Source organism: Ruegeria sp. CDSC054 (genome assembly GCF_059610645.1).
In genome coordinates, this window is the sequence record NZ_JBXWOA010000003.1 from 357939 (window position 1) to 376313 (window position 18375).

Consider the following 18375-nt stretch of genomic DNA (forward strand, 5'->3'; position numbering starts at 1 on the left):
TAGCTGCGCTGCATAGTTAAGGCACCACTGAATTCAACAGTGGGGATCAATCTGGCACACTCGCCCAGCGACGTGAGGTAACTGCCCTGATTTGTTGACGCAGGCTATTTGCCCGCATACGAACTTGCCCACATGCAGGAAACCCACAGCCGACGCGACACAAATACCGCCGGGCATCCAAGGAATAACGCCATGAGCGAACATATCATCGTCAGCACTCAGGATCGCGTCACCACAGTCACGATTTCTCGCGCGGACAAGAAAAACGCGATCACTTTTACCATGTATACCGCGATAGCTGAAGCCATCGAAGAATACGGTCAAACCGATCAAGCCCGGGCGCTGGTCATCACTGGTCAAGGCGATATGTTCACAGCCGGGAATGACCTGCAGGACTTTATGACAGGCGGGCTTCCGGCGGGTGACGTTGAAAATCCGATTACTCGGTTCCTGAATACGATCCGGGATTGTCCGAAACCCCTGATCGCCGCAGTAAACGGTCCTGCAATTGGCGTTGGCCTGACCATGCTGCTGCACTGCGATCTGGTCTATTCCGCGGACAGCGCTACATTTAGCGCGCCATTTGTCCAACTGGGCCTGGTGCCCGAGGCCGGTTCGTCGTTGCTTCTGCCTGCGTCCCTCGGCATGGCTGTCGCCAATGACGTCTTGCTGGCCGGGCGGGTTCTGACGGCATCCGAGGCCCTGAACCACGGGTTGGTCGCGCGCGTCTTTGCCGACAATGAGTTGATGAGCAAAGTCCAGGAGATCGCACAAGCCATTGCGGCCTCATCCCCGGTAGCGCTCAAACAGTCCAAGGCCCTGATCCGCAATCAGCGTGACACAGTGGCCGGACACATGGCCGCAGAAATCAAGATCTTTGCCGCGCAACTACAGTCCCCCGATTTTGCCGAGAGTATTGCGGCCAAACTGCAAAAACGCGCACCAAATTACAGCTGACCCGCGCCTTTGAGCGATTACGGCTTTCCACGCCCGACGGCAACCCGGACTAGATGTAACGGCAACTGAGGCACAAAACGCCGCTGCACTAAACCCAAGCTGAAACCAACCTTCCGTCATTGGCCGGCGTCGCCAATGACGGAAGGTTATCAACTTAATTTCATTACCGGGCTGGTCAATTTCGCCCGGCAATGGAATCAGTGCGCACCAACAAATTTTGATTCGTCCTGACACGCTTTCACAAGCCGAAAAGGGCGTGCCCTGCGGCTTTTGGATACCGTTTCACCCGAATGCCGCGTGAAGTCAGAGGAAAAGCATGGGCCTAACCTGCTATGACGTGATGGTACCGTCTGAGGTACAAAAGACCATTCTGCCGGATGAAAGCATCGCCACGGCCTTCAACATCATCAGGGGCAGCCGGGCACGATTTCTGCCTGTCGTGGCTGAAGACGGAACTTATGTTGGCGTCTTTACTGCCCCAACGCTGCTGAAACTGATCCTGCCGAAAGCGGCGACAATCGGTCTGAATGATGATGCGTCGCGCGTCGCGATCGACTCGCTCAGCTTCATGAACCTGACGCGGGAAGATTTCGAACAACAGATGGAGCGGCTGAAGACCGAAAAGGTTCGCGACAACATGTCGAGGCCCTCGAACATCCCCGTTGCTGCACCCGACACGCCAGTGATGGAAGGTATCTTCCTGATCTACAAATACAAACGGCACGTGATCCTTGTTGAGCCCGAAACCAACCGTTTCGTTGGCACCGTAAGCGCCAACTCGCTTTTGGATCGCGCACTCAGCTAACCCTATACAAACCGGACTAAAACCTTGGCTACGCATTCGACGTCACATGGAGAGGCCGCTCTCTCTGTTCCACAACTATTGGGCATAGATCCGCTTTGGGCCGCGACCGGAATTCTGATTTTGGTTTATGCGGTCCTGATCACAGAAAAGGTCAACCGCGCCATTTTGACGATGCTGGGCGCGTCCCTGATGGTCCTGTTTGGCATCATCAATCAGGAACAGGCCGTGGCGGGTGTGGACGCCAACACTCTGGCACTACTTATCGGCATGATGGTCATCGTGGGGATCACCAGCAAATGCGGATTGTTCCAATACGTAGCGATCAAGGCCGCAAAAGCGGTGAAAGCCAATCCAACCGGCATCCTGATCATGCTGACGCTGATTACGGCGGTGTTTTCGGCCCTGCTGGACAACGTAACGACCGTATTGCTGATCGCCCCGATTACGCTGCTGATCACTGAAGCCCTGGAAACGCGTGTGTTCCCGTTCTTTGTCGCCGAGATCCTGGCCTCGAACGTGGGGGGAACAGCGACGCTGATCGGTGACCCGCCCAACATCATCATTGGCTCAGCCGCAGGGTTGAGCTTCAACGATTTCGTGGTGAACCTGGCGCCTATCTCGGCCATATGTCTGGTTGTCCTGACCGGCATTATTTACCTTATGAACCGCAAGGAACTGGCCCGCATTCCGAAATCGGCCAGCGATCGGATTATGGGGTTCAACGAATCCGAAGCGGTTACTGATGTTGTCTTGATGATCAAGTCTCTGGCCGTATTGGCTCTGGTTTTGCTGGGGTTCACGCTGGGGCACAGCTACGGCATTCAGCCCGGTACGTCAGCGTTGGCCGGTGCAGGCCTGTTGATGCTGCTGGCCTATGGCCACCAAAGCGGTGAAGAACAATCCGAGTCGGTTCACCACATTTTTGGTGAAGTTGAATGGGTCACAATCTTTTTCTTCGGTGGGCTGTTCGTCATTGTTGCCGGTGTTGAACATGTTGGCCTCTTGGCATTCTTTGGTGAGAAAGTGCTGGAGCTGACCCAAGGCGACATGATGTGGACCGCGTTCTTCATCTTTTGGGCCTCCGGCATTTTGTCCGCAATCCTCGACAACATTCCTTTCGTGGCAACGATGATCCCTCTGATCGAGTCCACCGCAGACACGTTCGGCGGCAAGGACGCGATTGAACCCCTGTGGTGGTCGCTGGCGCTTGGCGCCTGTCTAGGCGGCAACGGCACACTGTTGGGGGCAAGCGCCAACCTTACGGTGGCTGCTTTTGCGGAAAAGGCCAAGCAGCCCATCGGCTTCATCGCCTTCGCCAAAATTGCATTCCCGATCATGATCCTGACCTTGATGATCGCAAACGTTTATATTTGGCTGCGTTACTTCTGACCCTATGGCCCTTTGAACCAAACGCATTACAGGTTCAAAGGGCGTCCGGCTCCGGACAGGCTTACTTGCCCACATACGACACGCGCCGCGCCGAGGCGCCGAATTTGGTTGTCTTTCTGGCCAATCCCCCCTAGTGACGGCCTCACCTCGGGGAGCACGGCCTGCCGCGCTGAGATGCTTATCAAGCGAACCCGTAGAACCTGAACCGGCTAGAACCGGCGGAGGGAAGGGTTTCGGTTTCATCCATCCTTGCCCTCTCGCCGCAATGGAGGATGACATGAAACATCTGCTAATTGCTGCGGGACTTCTGAGTGCAACTTCGGCCTTCGCCGCCGACAAGCCTCAGCTTACCGTTTACACCTATGACAGCTTTGTATCCGACTGGGGCCCCGGCCCGCAGGTCAAAGAAGCTTTTGAAGCGGTCTGCGACTGCGAGTTGAACTTTGTTGGTGTCGAAGATGGTGCCGCGCTGTTGTCGCGTGTCCGGCTTGAGGGTGAAAACTCTGACGCCGACGTCGTGCTTGGGCTGGATACCAACCTGATTGCGGCGGCCCGGGAAACCGGCCTGTTTGCGCCCAGCTCTGTCACCGCTGACTTCGCACTGCCGATCGAATGGACCGATGATACGTTCACCCCGTATGACTGGGGCTACTTCGCCTTTGTTCACAAAGCAGATGCGACAGCGCCTGCAAACTTCCGGGAACTGGCGGACAGCGACACCAAGATCATCATCCAGGACCCTCGCTCGTCCACGCCCGGCCTGGGCCTGCTGATGTGGGTCAAAGCGGCGTATGGTGAGGAAGCACCCGAAATCTGGGCTGGTCTTTCCGACAACATCGTGACCGTTACCAAGGGTTGGTCCGAGGCATACGGCCTGTTTCTTGAGGGCGAGTCGGACATGGTTCTCAGCTACACGACATCTCCGGCCTATCACCTGATTGCCGAGGACGATGACAGCAAGGCCGCGTCAGCTTTCGACGAAGGCAATTACTTGCAGGTCGAAGTCGCTGCAAAGCTGGCTGCAACAGATCAGACCGATCTGGCGGATCAGTTTTTGCAGTTCATGGTCTCGGACGCGTTCCAGCAAATCATTCCGACGACCAACTGGATGTATCCGGCCGTAACCCCGGCAGACGGCCTGCCCAAAGGGTTCGAAACCCTGACAGTGCCGGCAGAGTCGCTTCTGTTCTCTCCCGATGAAGCCGCCGCCGTGCGGGATCAGGCCCTGGCAGAATGGCAGAACGCGCTCAGCCAGTAAGCCCATGGCCCGGTATCGGTGCGGCGGCCCTGGTCGCCGCGCTGATCCTGGGCACTCTTTCGGCGGTTGCACTGCGTGCTGAAACCAGCGGCGGGTTCACTCCCGCCGACTGGGCTGCGCTGCGGTTCACGCTGACCCAAGCCACACTGTCCGCATTGTTCAGCGTGGTATTGGCCGTGCCGGTTGCGCGGGCTTTGGCACGTCGGAGGTTCCCCGGCCGACGGGCTTTAATTGCGCTTTTAGGCGCGCCCTTCATCCTGCCGGTCATCGTTGCCATTCTGGGTCTGCTGCAAGTCTTTGGCCGGTCGGGATGGATCTCGGACAACCTTGGCATTTTCGGCCTGCCGCCCATACGCATCTACGGCTTGCATGGGGTCGTACTGGCGCATGTTTTCTTCAACCTACCCCTGGCCACACGCCTTGTGTTGCAAGCCTGGCAGGAAATTCCTGCAGAACGGTTTCGCCTGGCCGCACAACTGGGCTGCAATGGCATGGCCATGTTTCGACTGATCGAGATGCCCATGCTCAAACGGACCCTGCCCGGGGTTCTGGCGGTAATCTTCGCCATCTGCCTGACCAGCTTCGCCGTCGCCCTGACCTTGGGCGGAGGACCACGGGCTACAACGATCGAACTGGCGATCTATCAGGCCTTCACCTACGATTTCGACCTGGGCCGCGCCGCCCTGTTATCCGCCCTGCAACTTGCCCTGACAGCTGCGACCGCTTTAGTGGCGCTGAAGTTTGCGCGCGGGGACGGTTTTGGAACAGGTCTCGATCGCGCCTTGCGCCGCTGGGACGGGGGTGCGCCGACGATAGATATATTCTGGATCGTCGCAGCGGCCGTCTTTTTGCTGCTTCCTTTGGCATCGGTCGTAATTTCGGGAGCTGCCGGGTTGTTTGACATGCCCGCAATCGTTTTTAGGGCCGCGCTGATCTCGGTCCTTGTTGCCGCTGCAAGCACCGCAGTCCTGCTTTTGCTTGCTTTGCCTATGGCCACCGCCGTCGCGAGCGGCCGGTACGGGCTTGTGGAACTCAGCGGCATTTTGGGTTTGGCGGCATCACCACTGGTGATCGGTACGGGCCTGTTCATCTTAATCCGGCCTTTGGCAAACCCGACGACATTGGCTCTGCCTGTCACTGCTTTTGTAAATGCTGCGATGGCCCTGCCGTTTGCTTTACGCATTCTGGTCCCCACGGCGCGCGACATAACCGCTAGGCACGGACGTCTCGCGCTTTCATTGGATATGACAAAATGGACGTTTTTCACACGCATCTTGCTACCGCGCATGCGTCCACAGATCGGTTTTGCCGCTGGCCTTGGGGCGGCTCTGTCAATGGGTGATCTGGGCGTGATCGCACTGTTCGCCGATCCGCAGATCGCGACCCTGCCCTTGCAAATCTACCGCCTGATGGGCGCCTATCAGATGCAGGCGGCTGCCGGCGGGGCATTAATGCTGTTGCTGCTGTCCATGGGCGCATTCTGGCTATTGGACCGAGGAGGGCGCTGGCATGCTGAAGCTTGACGACTGTGTGATTGAAAACGGGAATTTCACCCTAAACGCCGATATCCAGATCGAGGTTGGCAACAGCATTGCCATTATTGGCCCGTCCGGCGCGGGCAAGTCCACATTGCTGGAGACTATCGCCGGATTTCGAGACCTAAAAAAGGGCCAGATTTTTTGGGGTGGGCGACAGATTTCCAACCAGCATCCCGGCAAGCGCCCTATGGCGATGCTGTTTCAAGACGGAAACCTGTTTCCGCATCTGACGGCTGAACAAAACATCGCCCTGGGCCTGCGCCCAAATGGTCGGCTGTCGAGGGACGAGGATGCACAGGTTCAGTCCGCACTGGACCGGGTTTCATTGCATGGTATGGGCGCGCGCAAACCCTCGGAACTGTCCGGAGGACAGCAAAGCCGGGTTGCCCTGGCCCGCGTACTTGTGCAGCGGCGCGACCTGTTACTTTTGGACGAACCGTTTGCCGCCCTTGGGCCAGCCCTAAAGGTCGAAATGCTGGATTTGGTGGCCGATCTGGTAGCCGAAACCCAAACGACCCTATTGATGGTCAGCCACGATCCGCAGGATGCACGCCGAATTGCCGACCAGACCGTACTTGTTGCAGACGAAACAGTGCATGCCCCCGTTCAGACAGCGGAACTCTTTGACAACCCGCCGCCAAGCCTGCGTGCCTATCTTGGCTAGCGGCGATCCCGCCTGAGACGTCAACGAGACGTTGTAACGGGTCGCCAAGCTAAATATCGTTCAAAGATGGTCAACGAAGATAGGCATACGCAGCACACTGGCGTGATCGACAAAAGCGCCCGGGCGCAAAGCTACCGCCAGTCAAGGTTGAAGATCCGAATTTCTACTCTGCTGGCGCTGACCATTGGCGGACTGGTGGCAATATCGGCTGGGGCAGTTCTGTTGGTTTCGACTTATGCCAATTTTCAGAACACGACGGAACTGTTGAATACGTCTGCCGCGATGATCGTCGAATCCATCGAAGACGATATCTTCAGCCTGACGACACCGATCGAGGAACTGGCACAATCCCTACAAGAAGACGCAAGCACGGGCGAAGTCGATCTGCACGACACCGATTTTCTGAAAGCCTACTTCAAAGGTGTGGTGGCTTCGGTCCCGTATCTGACCGATCTTGCCATCGTGTATCCTGACGGCAGTCTGTTCATTTCAACACATATAACCGATGTTGAGGGGCCACGTTTAATAACGTCATACGAGCCTCCTGCTGCAGGCACGCTTCAGTATCTTAAAGATGTCAAAGGCTATGATGGTTTGTTCTGGAACGAACCCTTCTTTGACCAGGGCCGGACACATATCTCAGCGACTGTACCTGCCTATAAAGACGGTATTTTCCTCGGGGCCGTGCTCGTTTCTTCTACCGTTCACCATTTCTCGGGCCTGGTCGACGAGTTAAGCGGGAAATACGGGGCAACCGGTTTTGTTCTGTACGGTGACAACCGCGTTCTGGCCCATCCCAAATTGCTGAACCTGTCCGCAAACACGTTAAGCTCAAACGCCCCCTTGCATTCGGTCGCAGCACTTGATGACGCGGTCATCTCACAAATGCTGATGCAGCCACCCGAGTTTCAGGGCAACGATGGAACATTTGTCGGATATGTGGTCGAGGCGCTGGACGGAGAACACCTGGTTTTGACAAGCATCGTCAGCGGCTTCGGATCTGAGCCGTGGGTGATCGGGCAGTATTCTCCACTAAGCGATTGGAGCAACCAGTGGTCCCGGCTGAGTGACGCCGCCCTGGTCAGTCTTGGTTTGCTGATCGCTTCGGTCATTGCGGCGCTTGTGTTGGCAAGACGATTGGCGGCACCCATTCACAGGTCGACCGAAGAAGCCATCAAAATCAGCGAGCTGAATCTGAACCAGATCGACCACCTGCCCCCCTCTCGGGTCTCAGAACTGAACCTTCAGGCTGTGGCCTTCAACAAGATGCTCGACGGGCTGCGCTGGTTTGAAACTTACTTGCCCCGAACCCTTGTACGGCAAATGCTAAAGACCGGGGATCCTAACCTTGTGTTGCCGCGCGAAGTCGAACTGACGGTGATGTTCGCCGATATCGTGGGGTTCACACCCGCATCCGAGGCCATGACGCCACAAGCCACGGCAGCAATGCTGAACCGGCATTTCGAGATCCTGAACCGCTGTATCGAAGCCGAAGGCGGAACGCTCGACAAATACATCGGCGACGCGGCGATGGCGTTCTGGGGCGCCCCTCAGGACCAGACGGATCATGCCGAGCGCGCCTGCCGGGCTGCATTGGCAATCAAGCAATCTCTGGCTGAGGCTGGCGTCGAGTACGGCGTCAAGATCGCGGTGCACACCGGACCGCTGATTGTCGGCAATATCGGGGCCGTCGACAGGATGAATTACACAGTGATCGGCGACACGGTGAACACCTGTGCCCGGATCGAAACCCTGGTAGGCGAACTGCCAAGTGACGAGCAAACCAGGATTTTGATCAGCGATGCCACAGCGCGACTGATCAGCCCGGTTTTTCATCTGATCGACTGCGGCGAATTCACGGTCAAAGGACGTTCAAGGAAAGTGAATGTCTACCGCCTTTGCGATGCAGATAAGACCCTTGGCCCCTCAGCATAACCTGCCAGAAATTCCGGAGGCCATATAAAGGTCATTCGGTGCGCCGCAATTGCTTTGGTGTTTTGCCGTATTCGGCCTTAAATGTCTGGGCAAGCGTAGAGGTTGATGCAAAACCGCAGGCAATGGCGATGTCAATAATCGGCATTTGCGAGTTCGAGACCAGGGTAAACGCTTTTTTTAATCTGATCTTTCTATAAAATTTTCCGGGCGATGTGCTCAAGTGCAGCATGAACTGGCGCTCTAACTGCCGGGTGGATACGCCCACGCGGCGGGCAAGACTGGCCGTTGGCAACGGGTGTTCCGTGTTTTCTTCCATGATGCGGATCGCGTTTTGCAGCCGCTTTTCTAGGAAATTCGGGTTCGCGCTCACGCCTTTGGGTTGCTCTTGCGCGTGGCCCCGAACGTCGTTCAGCATCAATTGACAGGCCAGTTCAGCCCTGTCCTGAGGCTCAAGAACCTCGGCCAGAATGCCGATGATCGCCTCGACGGTATGACCGTGCCCGGCGCAAGTCAGCACCGTTCCATTTCGGGCAACAAGACTTTCAGAAAGCATGGGGTAATCCCCAATCTCACGCAGCAAACCTATGTCGCGCCAATGTGCCGTGACCGGCCCGGATTGTTGCACTGTCGCCTTGATATATTCGCGCGCCGCGTCCGAAAACAAGGCAACCGGTCGTTTATGCTTTTGCATTGCCCGGACGCGTCGCAACCATGTACTGACATTTCCCAATTGACCGCCCACGACACACAGGCAATCGCTCAGATACTGGTCAGAGATGGCAGGCGTTGCCCGCACAATCAGGTCTGAACTGCTGGACACCAAGCCGGGCGTGTCCGACGTAATCTGCCACCGAAAAAGATCGCGGTTGAGAACATCATTTGCCGTCTGCAAAACTGCAATGATGGATGACAGCTCCAGATAGGCAAATTCCGCCTGAACAAAAATCTCGAAAGCTATTTGCTGTTCGGTCTTCGATTTGTCTGTGAGTGCTAACATTCGACGAGATCTTGTTGTTCTTTATCAGCGCGATAGCCCCTTTCAAGACCCGATCAATCTTTGGGGCAGCCGAACATCAATTGGCAAGGACCTAGTTTGAACCGATCGTGGGGTTGAAAGCAAGGAACAAGTCCGCAGGGGTCGTCGCGGCCATGCGTTTCCGATCGTAGTCGTAAAATCGAAACGCAGGGTCTGAACGACCCCGCGCCAAGTGATGCCTGGTCTACCTTGGTTTATGCCGCCGCTATCTGGCCTGCCTTTTCGACCAATACTTCTGCCTGACGGATCGAGGCATAGTCGATCAATCGTCCATCCAGCGACACAGCACCTTTCCCGGATGCCTCGGCCTCGGACATGGCGATAAGGATACGCTGTGCCTTGTTCACCTCAGCGTCAGATGGGGACATGACCTCGTTGGCCAATGCAATCTGGCTGGGATGGATGGCCCATTTGCCTTCGCAGCCCAGAACGGCCGCACGTTTTGCCGCAGCCTTGTAGCCGTCAGGATCCTGAAAGTCTCCGAAAGGCCCGTCGATTGGGCGCAGACCGTTAGCACGGGCAGCAACGACCATGCGGGCTAGTGCATAGTGCCACATGTCGCCCCAATGAGTCAGACGGCCACCATCAGCATCCGCGTCTGTCAGAACCGAATAATCCGGGTTCACCCCACCGATGATCGTCGTCCGCGCGCGGGTAGAAGCGGCATAATCGGCAACCCCAAAATGCAGGCTTTCATTGCGTTTTGAGGCGGCCGCGATCTCGCTGACGTTCTGCATGCCCAATGCAGTTTCGATAATGTGTTCAAAACCGATCCGCTTCTTATATCCTTTGGCATCCTCGATCTGAGTGACAAGCATATCAACAGCATAGACGTCTGCGGCGGTGCCTACCTTTGGGACCATGATAAGGTCCAGCCGCTCACCAGCCTGTTCGACCACATCGACCACGTCGCGATACATGTAATGGGTATCCAGCCCGTTGATCCGAACCGACATGGTTTTGGAACCCCAATCGATATCATTCAGTGCCTCGATGATATTCTTACGCGCCTGTTCCTTTTCGTCCGGGGCAACAGCGTCTTCGAGGTCAAGAAAAATGACGTCCACATCTGATTTCGCGGCCTTTTCGAACATACCAGGCTGGCTGCCCGGAACGGCAAGTTCGCTGCGGTTCAGGCGGGCGGGCGCCTGGTCGATGGAATGAAAGCTCATGGTTTGGGTCCTTCGTCTTTTGGTTCAGAGTGATCGGGGTTGGCCTCAGATCACGCGATCTCGGGGCGCGCGTCCGGCGAAAAAGTCGTTGAGGTTATCCAGAACGCGAAACCCCATCGCTTCGCGCGCCTCGCGCGTGGCGCTGCCCAGATGCGGCAGCATCACGAGGTTGTCGCATTGCAACAGGTCCGGGCTGATGCGGGGTTCGCCATCGAAAACATCCAGCGCCGCTCCGCCGATCATGTCAAACATCAGCGCCTGGATCAGTGCCCATTCGTCGATCACCTCACCGCGCGCGGTGTTGATCAGAAAGGCGTCGGGTTTCATCAGGCTTAACCGGCGCGAGTTGATCAGGTGCCGGTTCGCAACACCACCAGGGCAATGCAACGAAACGAAGTCACACTGCGGCAACAGATCGTCAATCGTATCTACCTGAGTTGCGTTGCATCGGGCCAGTACATCCGGCGCAACCTTGCTGCGGTTGTAGACAATGATATCCATCCCGAACCCGTGGTGCGCCCGGCGGGCCATCTCTTGTCCGATGCGGCCGTAGCCGATGATGCCCAGAGTTTTGCCACTGACCTTGGTGCCCACCAGATGTGTAGGCCGCCATCCGGTCCAGTTGCCCGAGCGCAACTCACGCTCTCCCTCACCTGCACGGCGCGCCACCATCAGCAGCAACGTCATCGCAATATCAGCAGTGCATTCGGACAGAACGTCAGGCGTGTTTGTCACCGTCATGCCCAATTCGCGGGCCGCGGGTTCGCAGATGTGGCTGTAGCCGACCCCGTAATTTGCAAGGATCCTGGTTTGCGCCGCTGAAACGTCCAGTGCCTCGGCGTTCAGCGTATCTGTGACAGTGGGCAACACCGCATCATAGCGTTTCAAGGAATCCCGTATTTCAGCCGGGGACATGGGCTTGTCCCCGGTATTCAGAACGACGTTGTAATTCTCGGCCAACTGCGCCTCGACGGCAGCAGGCCAGCGACGGGTAACAAGAACCGAAGGTTTAGCCATTACGCAGCCTTTCCCATGACGCGGGCGATGGTTTCGCCGATAACAGCGGGATTTTCAGCGACCGTGACGCCGGCTGCCGAAAGGATTTCGACTTTCTCGGACGCGCTTTCGCCAAAGGCCGAGATGATCGCGCCCGCGTGGCCCATCGTCCGGCCTTTGGGTGCGGTCAAGCCTGCGACATAGGCGACGACGGGTTTGGTCACATGATCGCGGATGTATTCCGCGGCTTCGGCCTCCTGTGGGCCACCGATCTCGCCGATCATGGCGATGACTTCGGTGCTTTCGTCCTGTTCGAACCGTTCAAGGATATCGCGGAACGAAGATCCATTGATCGGATCACCACCGATACCCACGCTGGTCGAAATGCCAATACCCCGTTCCTTGAGTTGGGCCGCAGCCTCGTACCCAAGCGTCCCCGAGCGGCCAATGATCCCAACATTGCCCGGCAGATAGATATGTCCGGGCATGATTCCCAATAGCGCTTTACCTGGGCTGATTGTACCCGCGCAGTTTGGTCCGGTCAGAACCATGCGTTTGTCTTTTGGATACCGATACATGTAGCGCTTGACCCGGATCATATCCTGCGCCGGGATGCCATCGGTGATGCACACGCAATAGCGAATACCTGCGTCGGCGGCCTCCATGATGGAATCCGCGGCGAACGGTGGGGGTACGAAAACAAGGCTGGCATCCGCTCCGGTGGCTTCGACGGCCTGTTTGACGGTGTCAAAAACCGGCACACCCTCGACGGTTTCGCCGCCTTTGCCGGGGACAACACCGCCAACGACGTTTGTGCCATAGGCCAGCATGTCCTTCGTATGAAAGCGCGCCATGCGTCCGGTGATGCCCTGAACGATAACCCGTGTGTCGCGGTCGAGAAGAATGCTCATTACACAGCCCTCATCTTGGTGTTTTGGGACAGATCGTTGCGCCACGCGCCGACAGCGCGTTCTGCGGCCTCCATCAGAGTAGTGGCGCGGATGATCGGAAGACCGGATTTGGCCAGAATTTTCTGACCCTCTTCGACATTCGTTCCAGCAAGGCGCACAACGACCGGAATGTCGATCTCGATCTCGCGCAGTGCCTGCACGACGCCTTCGGCAACCCAGTCACAACGGTTGATCCCGGCGAAGATGTTGACCAGCACCGCCTGAACATTGTTGTCCGACAGAACCAGCCTGAACGCCTTTGCTACTCGTTCTGGAGACGCTCCACCACCGATGTCGAGGAAGTTTGCGGGCTCTCCTCCGGCCAGCTTGATCGTATCCATCGTGGCCATAGCCAAACCAGCGCCGTTCACGATGCAACCGATATTGCCTTCCAGCCCAACATAGGAAAGACCACGATCCGCCGCGCGGCTTTCGCGCGGGTCTTCCTGGCTTTTGTCACGCAGTTCAGAAATCTGGGGATGCCGGAACAGGGCGTTGTCGTCAAAGCTCATCTTGGCATCCAATGCCAACACGCGGTCGTCACCTGTGACGACCAGCGGGTTGATTTCAACCATCGTGGCGTCCAGTTCGCTGAACGCGGCATAGCAGCCCTGCAATGTCCGCACCATTTGCTGAACCAGACGCGGTTCCAGCCCAAGGTTGAAAGCGATCTCGCGCGCCTGAAACTCTTGCAAGCCGACGGCGGGTTCCACAATAGACCGCACGATACTGTCGGGGCGCTCGGCCGAGATGTCTTCGATCTCCATCCCACCTTCTGACGAGGCAACGATCATCACCCGCTGGCTGGAGCGATCCAGCACGAAGCCCAGATAAATCTCGCGGTCGATAGGCACGGCAGATTCGACATAAACACGGTAGATACCCTTGCCCTCGGGTCCTGTCTGATGTGTCACAAGCTTGCGGCCAAACAGATCGTGGCAGGCTTGATAGATCTCGTTTTCAGTGTTGCACAGCTTGACGCCGCCCGCTTTGCCACGGCCACCGGCGTGGACCTGCGCTTTGACGATCCACTTGTCACCGCCCAGTTCGCGCGCACGGTAGGCCGCCTGTTCAGGGCTGTAAGCCAATGCGCCCGACGGCACGGCAACACCGAAATTCGAAAGAACCTCTTTCGCCTGATATTCATGAATATCCATCTGCAATCCTCCCGTTCATGCAGTGTGATTAAGCCGCGATCGACGTGCCATAGCGGCTTTCGAGCAGCGCCTCGATTTCTTCGAATTCGACCTGACCGCCCAGTTCCCGGATGGCTTCCGCAAATAGACGCACGATGCGGCTGACAGCCTGTCGGTTGAGCTGATTGAGAATGCCAATACGAACCTGAACCGGCGCGCTCAGCGTCGGCCAGATGCCAAAGCCCTGTGCCCGGCAATGCTGCACCAATTCCATTTCGCGACCGGCCAGTTCCGGCGGCAAGTTGAGCACAACAAGGCTGGGCATATCCGAGGTCACCTCGCACCCCATGGCTGTCACGGCGTCGCGCAGCACGCGCTCGTGGGTCTTGTAGGATGCCGACCGTCTGGCCAGACCTTCCTGCAATGTCAGACGCAGGGACTCATGGAACGCGGCGACGGCGTATCCGGAATGCGTTCTGTGATAGGTCCCTTTTTCAACATCCTGACCGTCGACAATGCCCCAATGGCGCGCTTCGAAAATCGGATTGTGCACGTAAGTGTAGGCACCTGTGGTCTTGAGAGATCGGATAAAGGTATCCGTAAAACTGACCGGCGCGTAAGTCAGGGGCAGACAACAAAGCCCCTTTTGCGGACATGACGCCCAACCGGCGATCCCCGGATAGTCATCGATCGAAAAGTCATCCACACCCAGCGATGAAACTGCATCAATCAGACCCATTACACCGTGACGCTCGCACGCATCCGAGAACGCGCGCAGGTCGTTGACGCGACCAGATCCGGTTTCCCAATGCGCCATGAAAGCCCATTTGGGCTTGTGTTCCGCCAACGCGTCCTCGGCCATTTCACCGGTCACCGGCTGACCATGCGGGACATCAATCACTGTGACACTTGCTGCCTGAGGATCCAGCGGATTGGCGGCATGTTCCTCTGGTGTGGCCGCCTTGATCCGCAAAGTCAGCGCGTCGATCCCGGAGAAGGTTCCGTTGGCAAAGGCCACGACCTTGTCACCGGGCATGACGGCAGAGAACATGGTGTCCAGCGCGCTCCAACCTGTCCCGGCGACGGCGAAAGTATATGCGTTTTGGGTGCCCCAGACCTTGCGAAGCATGTGTTTGCATTCAACCATGCCCCTGAGAACATCGCCCTGCATGTGATCGGCCACGCCCGCGTTGGTGAAAGCTTGCAGAACACGTGCATCCGTATTGCCCGGCCCGGGACCGGCGGCCAAGGTCTCGGGGATCTCAAGCGGAGGGAAAATCTGAAATGTCATCGGTTGACGTCCTCGGCATTTGAAGGGGCATCTGGGCCCATTGGGTTGCATTGCCAATTAGGAAACGCGGACTTGCCTCGTGACACAACGTAACTTACTACTGCTTTAGGATGGCTATTTGGGTCGGAAATTTCCCACCCTTATAGGTAAAAATACAAAGGTATACCGAAATTTCACCTACCTATACGGGTAGTTTTTGCGGAAATTGGACAGAAATCAGATGGTTGAAACCGTACAGACACAGATTGACGTCATGCTGGCCGACAGCAATCCTCTGGTCCTGTCGGCCATGTCGGAGATCTTTGAACGCGACTCACGATTCTCGCTTGTTGCGACCTCGGCGACGGCCGAAGGCTTTTTGGGGACGGTGATGCGGGTTCCCGTGAAAGTCGGAGTTATCGACTGGAATCTTCCCGTTTTGGGTGCAGCCAAACTGATTGAGGTGCTACGCGAACAGGCCAATGCACCACGGTTTGTCGTTTACGGCGATACGTCCGGTGACGTTCCAAGACTGGCAATGCAAGCGGGGGCCGCCGGGTTTGCTGCGCGATCTGGCGAGGTCGAAGGCTTGCTGAAAACTTGTGCAGACGTCGCCGATGGCAAGATGGTGTTTCCCTTCGTTGACGTCCGCAAAATGCAGCAGGACCCCATCCAAAGCCTGTCCCGCAAAGAGCGCGCGATTCTCGAGGCTCTGGCACAGGGTATGTCCAACCGGGATTTATCGAAGGAGCTTCAGATTTCCACCAACACGGTCAAATTTCACTTGTCCAACATTTATGAGAAACTGGCCGTAAAGAACCGAACCCAAGCGATTGCATACTACTATTCATCTCGGTTGTCGCGCGAGTAAGCCAAGCGTTTCCCGGCTTAGCCGGCCATGAAAGTGCTGTTCAGATCACCGCTGAGACAAACGACCGGGTTCGTCGCCAGTCTCTTGCACCTGATCGGGTTGAAAAGATCTATTCCGGATTTCAGCACACAGTGTCGACGTCTAAAGACGCTGAACGTAAGAATACTGTGTCATTGTTCCAAAGGTCCATTGAAACCCGCGGTCGATCGAGCTGCGGCAACGTCAAAGATGCTCGCACGTTGCCGAAGTTTCTGGATCAAATTCCACCAGAATAGCCAATCGGCTCTGTCACGACCGAACTGTGCGCGGGTAATCTGGACTGAGACACAGCCTCAATGGTTGTCACTGTACATGAGGCATTTTGCGAGAAACGCCATTAGATCGGGTTGTTGATGTCCGGCAAAAACCGAAAGGTGGTCGCTGAAACTTTGAAATTGCAATCCTGTCAAGCCGGGCCTTTGCAATGGCCCTGCGCCGCAGGCATAGTCCTGACAAAGCCAGTCGCCAAAGGCCGAAAAGAATGGACAGGATCAAAGTAAATCTGATCGGAGCGGGCCGGGTCGGTCAGACATTTCTGAGCCTTCTCAGCTCTTTGACGGATTGCGAAATACAGGATGTCCTTAGTGCAAGTCGGAACTCGGCAGAAAACGCTGTTCAACGCGTCGGCGCAGGTCGGGCCGAAACTGACCTATCAGATATGCGGCCAGCCGATCTCTGGGTTATCGCAGTACCAGACACGCAAATCTCTCGCGTCGCCTCCGACCTTGCCGCGACGCAGACAGCGATAAAACAACGCCCCACAGTCTTTCACTGCAGCGGATTCTTCCCGGCTGATGAACTGGCCGCGTTGCGTAGGCTGGGCTGGCGTTTGGCCAGTGTGCATCCGGTCCTTTCCTTCGCTGACCCTGATACAGCGATAAAACAGTTCACGGGCACCCTGTGCGGCCTTGAAGGTGACGCCGATGCATTAGCTATCCTTCAACCTATTTTGGAAAGAATGGGGGCCGAGTGCTTTTCGATCCGCTCTGATGGCAAGAGCCTTTATCACGCGGCGGCCGTGATCTCGAACAACTTTGCCGTTGTGCTTCAAGCCATCGCGCGCGAAGCCTGGGCCGAAGCCGGGGTCAGGGCCGATGTGGTCCCACTGCTGAATGCAAGGCTTCTTGAAAGCACTGCGGAAAATGTCGTTGCTTTGGGACCGCAACAGGCATTGACGGGCCCGGCCGCGCGCGGAGATGAACGAGTCGTGACCACTCAGGGACGCGACGTGGCAAACTGGCACCCCCAGGCCGGAGAGGTTTATCGCACCTTAAGTGACATGGCCGGGTCTTTAAAAAAGACCGGTTCGACCGATGCCACCCTTAAGTTGTCAAAAGAATAAGCCGCATCGCTCGCGTACTGAGGCCCACGCAATTCAGTTGGCACCAGTTCGGGGTGTCTTCAACACAGAGATCCCCCTCTCCTTGGGTTGCCAGCATGGTACGAGCACGTCGACCCCCGACATCTAAGTCGGCCGTCACCTGTCGCAAAGGTGTGTAGTTTGCAGTCAAATGGCTGAGAGGCTGATCAGAACTATCAGGCACAACTGAAGGCGCACATTTCACTCCGTCTTCAGTGCTCGACAAACCCCGCTGAATCTCTTTGAACAGCAGCGTTATCCCAGTTTCGTCGATTCTTATTTGGCCCGAGGCGACCTGGCGGCAATGCCGACCGAGTGGCATTCTAGGGGGCACTAAGATCTGCGCATAACCTGACCGATACATTCGATACCGCTTCGGAATTCCTGTGATAGCCTCACAGCGCTCAGGGTCTTGAAACGGCACCGTACTCCATTTCATGAAGCCGTTCGAGGAAGGATGCATTCAGAATAATGATTGAGCGATCCTGAATCCGAATTGCGTCGGCGCGCTCCCACTCTTTCAGGCATCGATTCACGTTGCTGCGGGTACTGCGGACCATACTCCCGATATCGGATTGCGTAGCAAACGCCCCGATCCTGATCGCCTGCCGTCCGTCGACCGAGATCGGCTCGCCGATCTGACTGGCAACGCGCAACAAAGCTTCCGCAAGGCGCGCCGACAGGCTGTTCATTGTCAGACAACGCGTGGCGTCAACGAATGTTCGGAACCTTTCCGCGACCAGATCGCTCAGGGCCAGACAGGTCGACATATTGGAGCGGCTGAGCATGTTCAGAACATCTCTGCGAATGCGGTAGACAGTGACAGAATTCAGCGCGGTTGCGGTGCCTGCATATTGGCTTTTTTGGAATACACCCAACTCACCAAACGTGTCACCGGGGCGCAGAATAGCATAAACCGTTCCGTGTCAGGCTGCTCAGGCGGACATAACCATCGGCCAGAAAGTAAAGGTAGTTCGCGTCGTCTTATCGCTTTCAACG

The 18375-nt window shown here is 56.7% G+C and carries 16 protein-coding genes, 1 pseudogene and 1 riboswitch; of the genes and pseudogenes, 10 read left to right on the forward strand and 7 right to left on the reverse strand.

Going from position 1 to position 18375, the window contains the following annotated elements; all coding sequences use genetic code 11:
• The first annotated feature begins 192 nt into the window (after positions 1-192).
• The 7 genes from AC2FGC_RS09455 (at position 193) to AC2FGC_RS09485 (ending at position 8546) form a co-directional block, all read left to right on the forward strand.
• Entirely contained in the window at positions 193-957 is a 765-nt protein-coding gene (locus AC2FGC_RS09455; RefSeq protein WP_496782166.1) for an enoyl-CoA hydratase, read from the forward strand.
• A gap of 316 nt (positions 958-1273) precedes the next feature.
• Positions 1274-1762 carry a CBS domain-containing protein gene (locus AC2FGC_RS09460; RefSeq protein WP_058276691.1) on the forward strand — a complete coding sequence of 163 codons (489 nt, stop codon included), beginning with the start codon at positions 1274-1276 and terminating at the stop codon, positions 1760-1762.
• Positions 1763-1786: 24 nt separating this feature from the next.
• Positions 1787-3151: an ArsB/NhaD family transporter gene (locus AC2FGC_RS09465; protein WP_496724906.1), complete on the forward strand. Its 1365-nt coding sequence runs from the start codon at positions 1787-1789 to the stop codon at positions 3149-3151.
• A gap of 138 nt (positions 3152-3289) precedes the next feature.
• Positions 3290-3395: riboswitch (TPP riboswitch) on the forward strand.
• Positions 3396-3428: 33 nt separating this feature from the next.
• Positions 3429-4409, forward strand: a complete 981-nt coding sequence (thiB, locus tag AC2FGC_RS09470) for a thiamine ABC transporter substrate binding subunit (RefSeq protein WP_496782168.1) — start codon at positions 3429-3431, stop codon at positions 4407-4409.
• A complete protein-coding gene (locus AC2FGC_RS09475) occupies positions 4385-5932 on the forward strand; it encodes a thiamine/thiamine pyrophosphate ABC transporter permease ThiP (protein WP_496724910.1) in 1548 nt (515 codons plus the stop codon). The genes thiB and AC2FGC_RS09475 overlap by 25 nt, the downstream gene beginning before the upstream one ends.
• Positions 5919-6611, forward strand: a complete 693-nt coding sequence (locus AC2FGC_RS09480; protein WP_496724911.1) for a thiamine ABC transporter ATP-binding protein — start codon at positions 5919-5921, stop codon at positions 6609-6611. Before AC2FGC_RS09475 ends, AC2FGC_RS09480 begins: the two co-directional genes overlap by 14 nt.
• Before the next feature lie 102 nt (positions 6612-6713).
• On the forward strand, positions 6714-8546 hold the full coding sequence (locus AC2FGC_RS09485) for an adenylate/guanylate cyclase domain-containing protein (protein ID WP_496782169.1): 1833 nt from the start codon (positions 6714-6716) through the stop codon (positions 8544-8546).
• Between the two features lie 31 nt (positions 8547-8577).
• Here AC2FGC_RS09485 and AC2FGC_RS09490 read toward each other — a convergent pair whose 3' ends face one another.
• The 6 genes from AC2FGC_RS09490 to AC2FGC_RS09515 all read right to left on the reverse strand — a co-directional run bounded on the left by AC2FGC_RS09490 (position 8578) and on the right by AC2FGC_RS09515 (position 15127).
• Complete coding sequence (locus tag AC2FGC_RS09490; protein ID WP_496724915.1) at positions 8578-9543, reverse strand: GlxA family transcriptional regulator; 966 nt, start codon at positions 9541-9543, stop codon at positions 8578-8580.
• 233 nt (positions 9544-9776) lie between these two features.
• Complete coding sequence (locus AC2FGC_RS09495) at positions 9777-10754, reverse strand: HpcH/HpaI aldolase/citrate lyase family protein (RefSeq protein ID WP_496724917.1); 978 nt, start codon at positions 10752-10754, stop codon at positions 9777-9779.
• Between the two features lie 45 nt (positions 10755-10799).
• Complete coding sequence (locus tag AC2FGC_RS09500) at positions 10800-11771, reverse strand: 2-hydroxyacid dehydrogenase (RefSeq protein WP_496724919.1); 972 nt, start codon at positions 11769-11771, stop codon at positions 10800-10802.
• Entirely contained in the window at positions 11771-12661 is an 891-nt protein-coding gene (gene sucD, locus AC2FGC_RS09505; protein WP_496724921.1) for a succinate--CoA ligase subunit alpha, read from the reverse strand. The genes AC2FGC_RS09500 and sucD overlap by 1 nt, the downstream gene beginning before the upstream one ends.
• Entirely contained in the window at positions 12661-13857 is a 1197-nt protein-coding gene (locus AC2FGC_RS09510) for a malate--CoA ligase subunit beta (protein ID WP_496724923.1), read from the reverse strand. The genes sucD and AC2FGC_RS09510 overlap by 1 nt, the downstream gene beginning before the upstream one ends.
• Before the next feature lie 28 nt (positions 13858-13885).
• Entirely contained in the window at positions 13886-15127 is a 1242-nt protein-coding gene (locus AC2FGC_RS09515; RefSeq protein WP_496724925.1) for a pyridoxal-phosphate-dependent aminotransferase family protein, read from the reverse strand.
• A 220-nt stretch (positions 15128-15347) separates the two neighbouring features.
• Here AC2FGC_RS09515 and AC2FGC_RS09520 point away from each other — a divergent pair, with 220 nt between their 5' ends.
• The 3 genes and pseudogenes from AC2FGC_RS09520 to AC2FGC_RS09530 all read left to right on the forward strand — a co-directional run bounded on the left by AC2FGC_RS09520 (position 15348) and on the right by AC2FGC_RS09530 (position 17358).
• On the forward strand, positions 15348-15977 hold the full coding sequence (locus AC2FGC_RS09520) for a response regulator transcription factor (protein WP_496724926.1): 630 nt from the start codon (positions 15348-15350) through the stop codon (positions 15975-15977).
• Between the two features lie 27 nt (positions 15978-16004).
• Positions 16005-16184, forward strand: a pseudogene (locus AC2FGC_RS09525) (transposase); the annotation flags it as partial.
• Positions 16185-16497: 313 nt separating this feature from the next.
• Positions 16498-17358, forward strand: a complete 861-nt coding sequence (locus AC2FGC_RS09530; protein WP_496724928.1) for a Rossmann-like and DUF2520 domain-containing protein — start codon at positions 16498-16500, stop codon at positions 17356-17358.
• Positions 17359-17780: 422 nt separating this feature from the next.
• Here the strand turns inward: AC2FGC_RS09530 and AC2FGC_RS09535 are convergent, their stop codons facing one another.
• Entirely contained in the window at positions 17781-18284 is a 504-nt protein-coding gene (locus AC2FGC_RS09535; protein WP_496782197.1) for a Crp/Fnr family transcriptional regulator, read from the reverse strand.
• Positions 18285-18375: the final 91 nt, after the last annotated feature.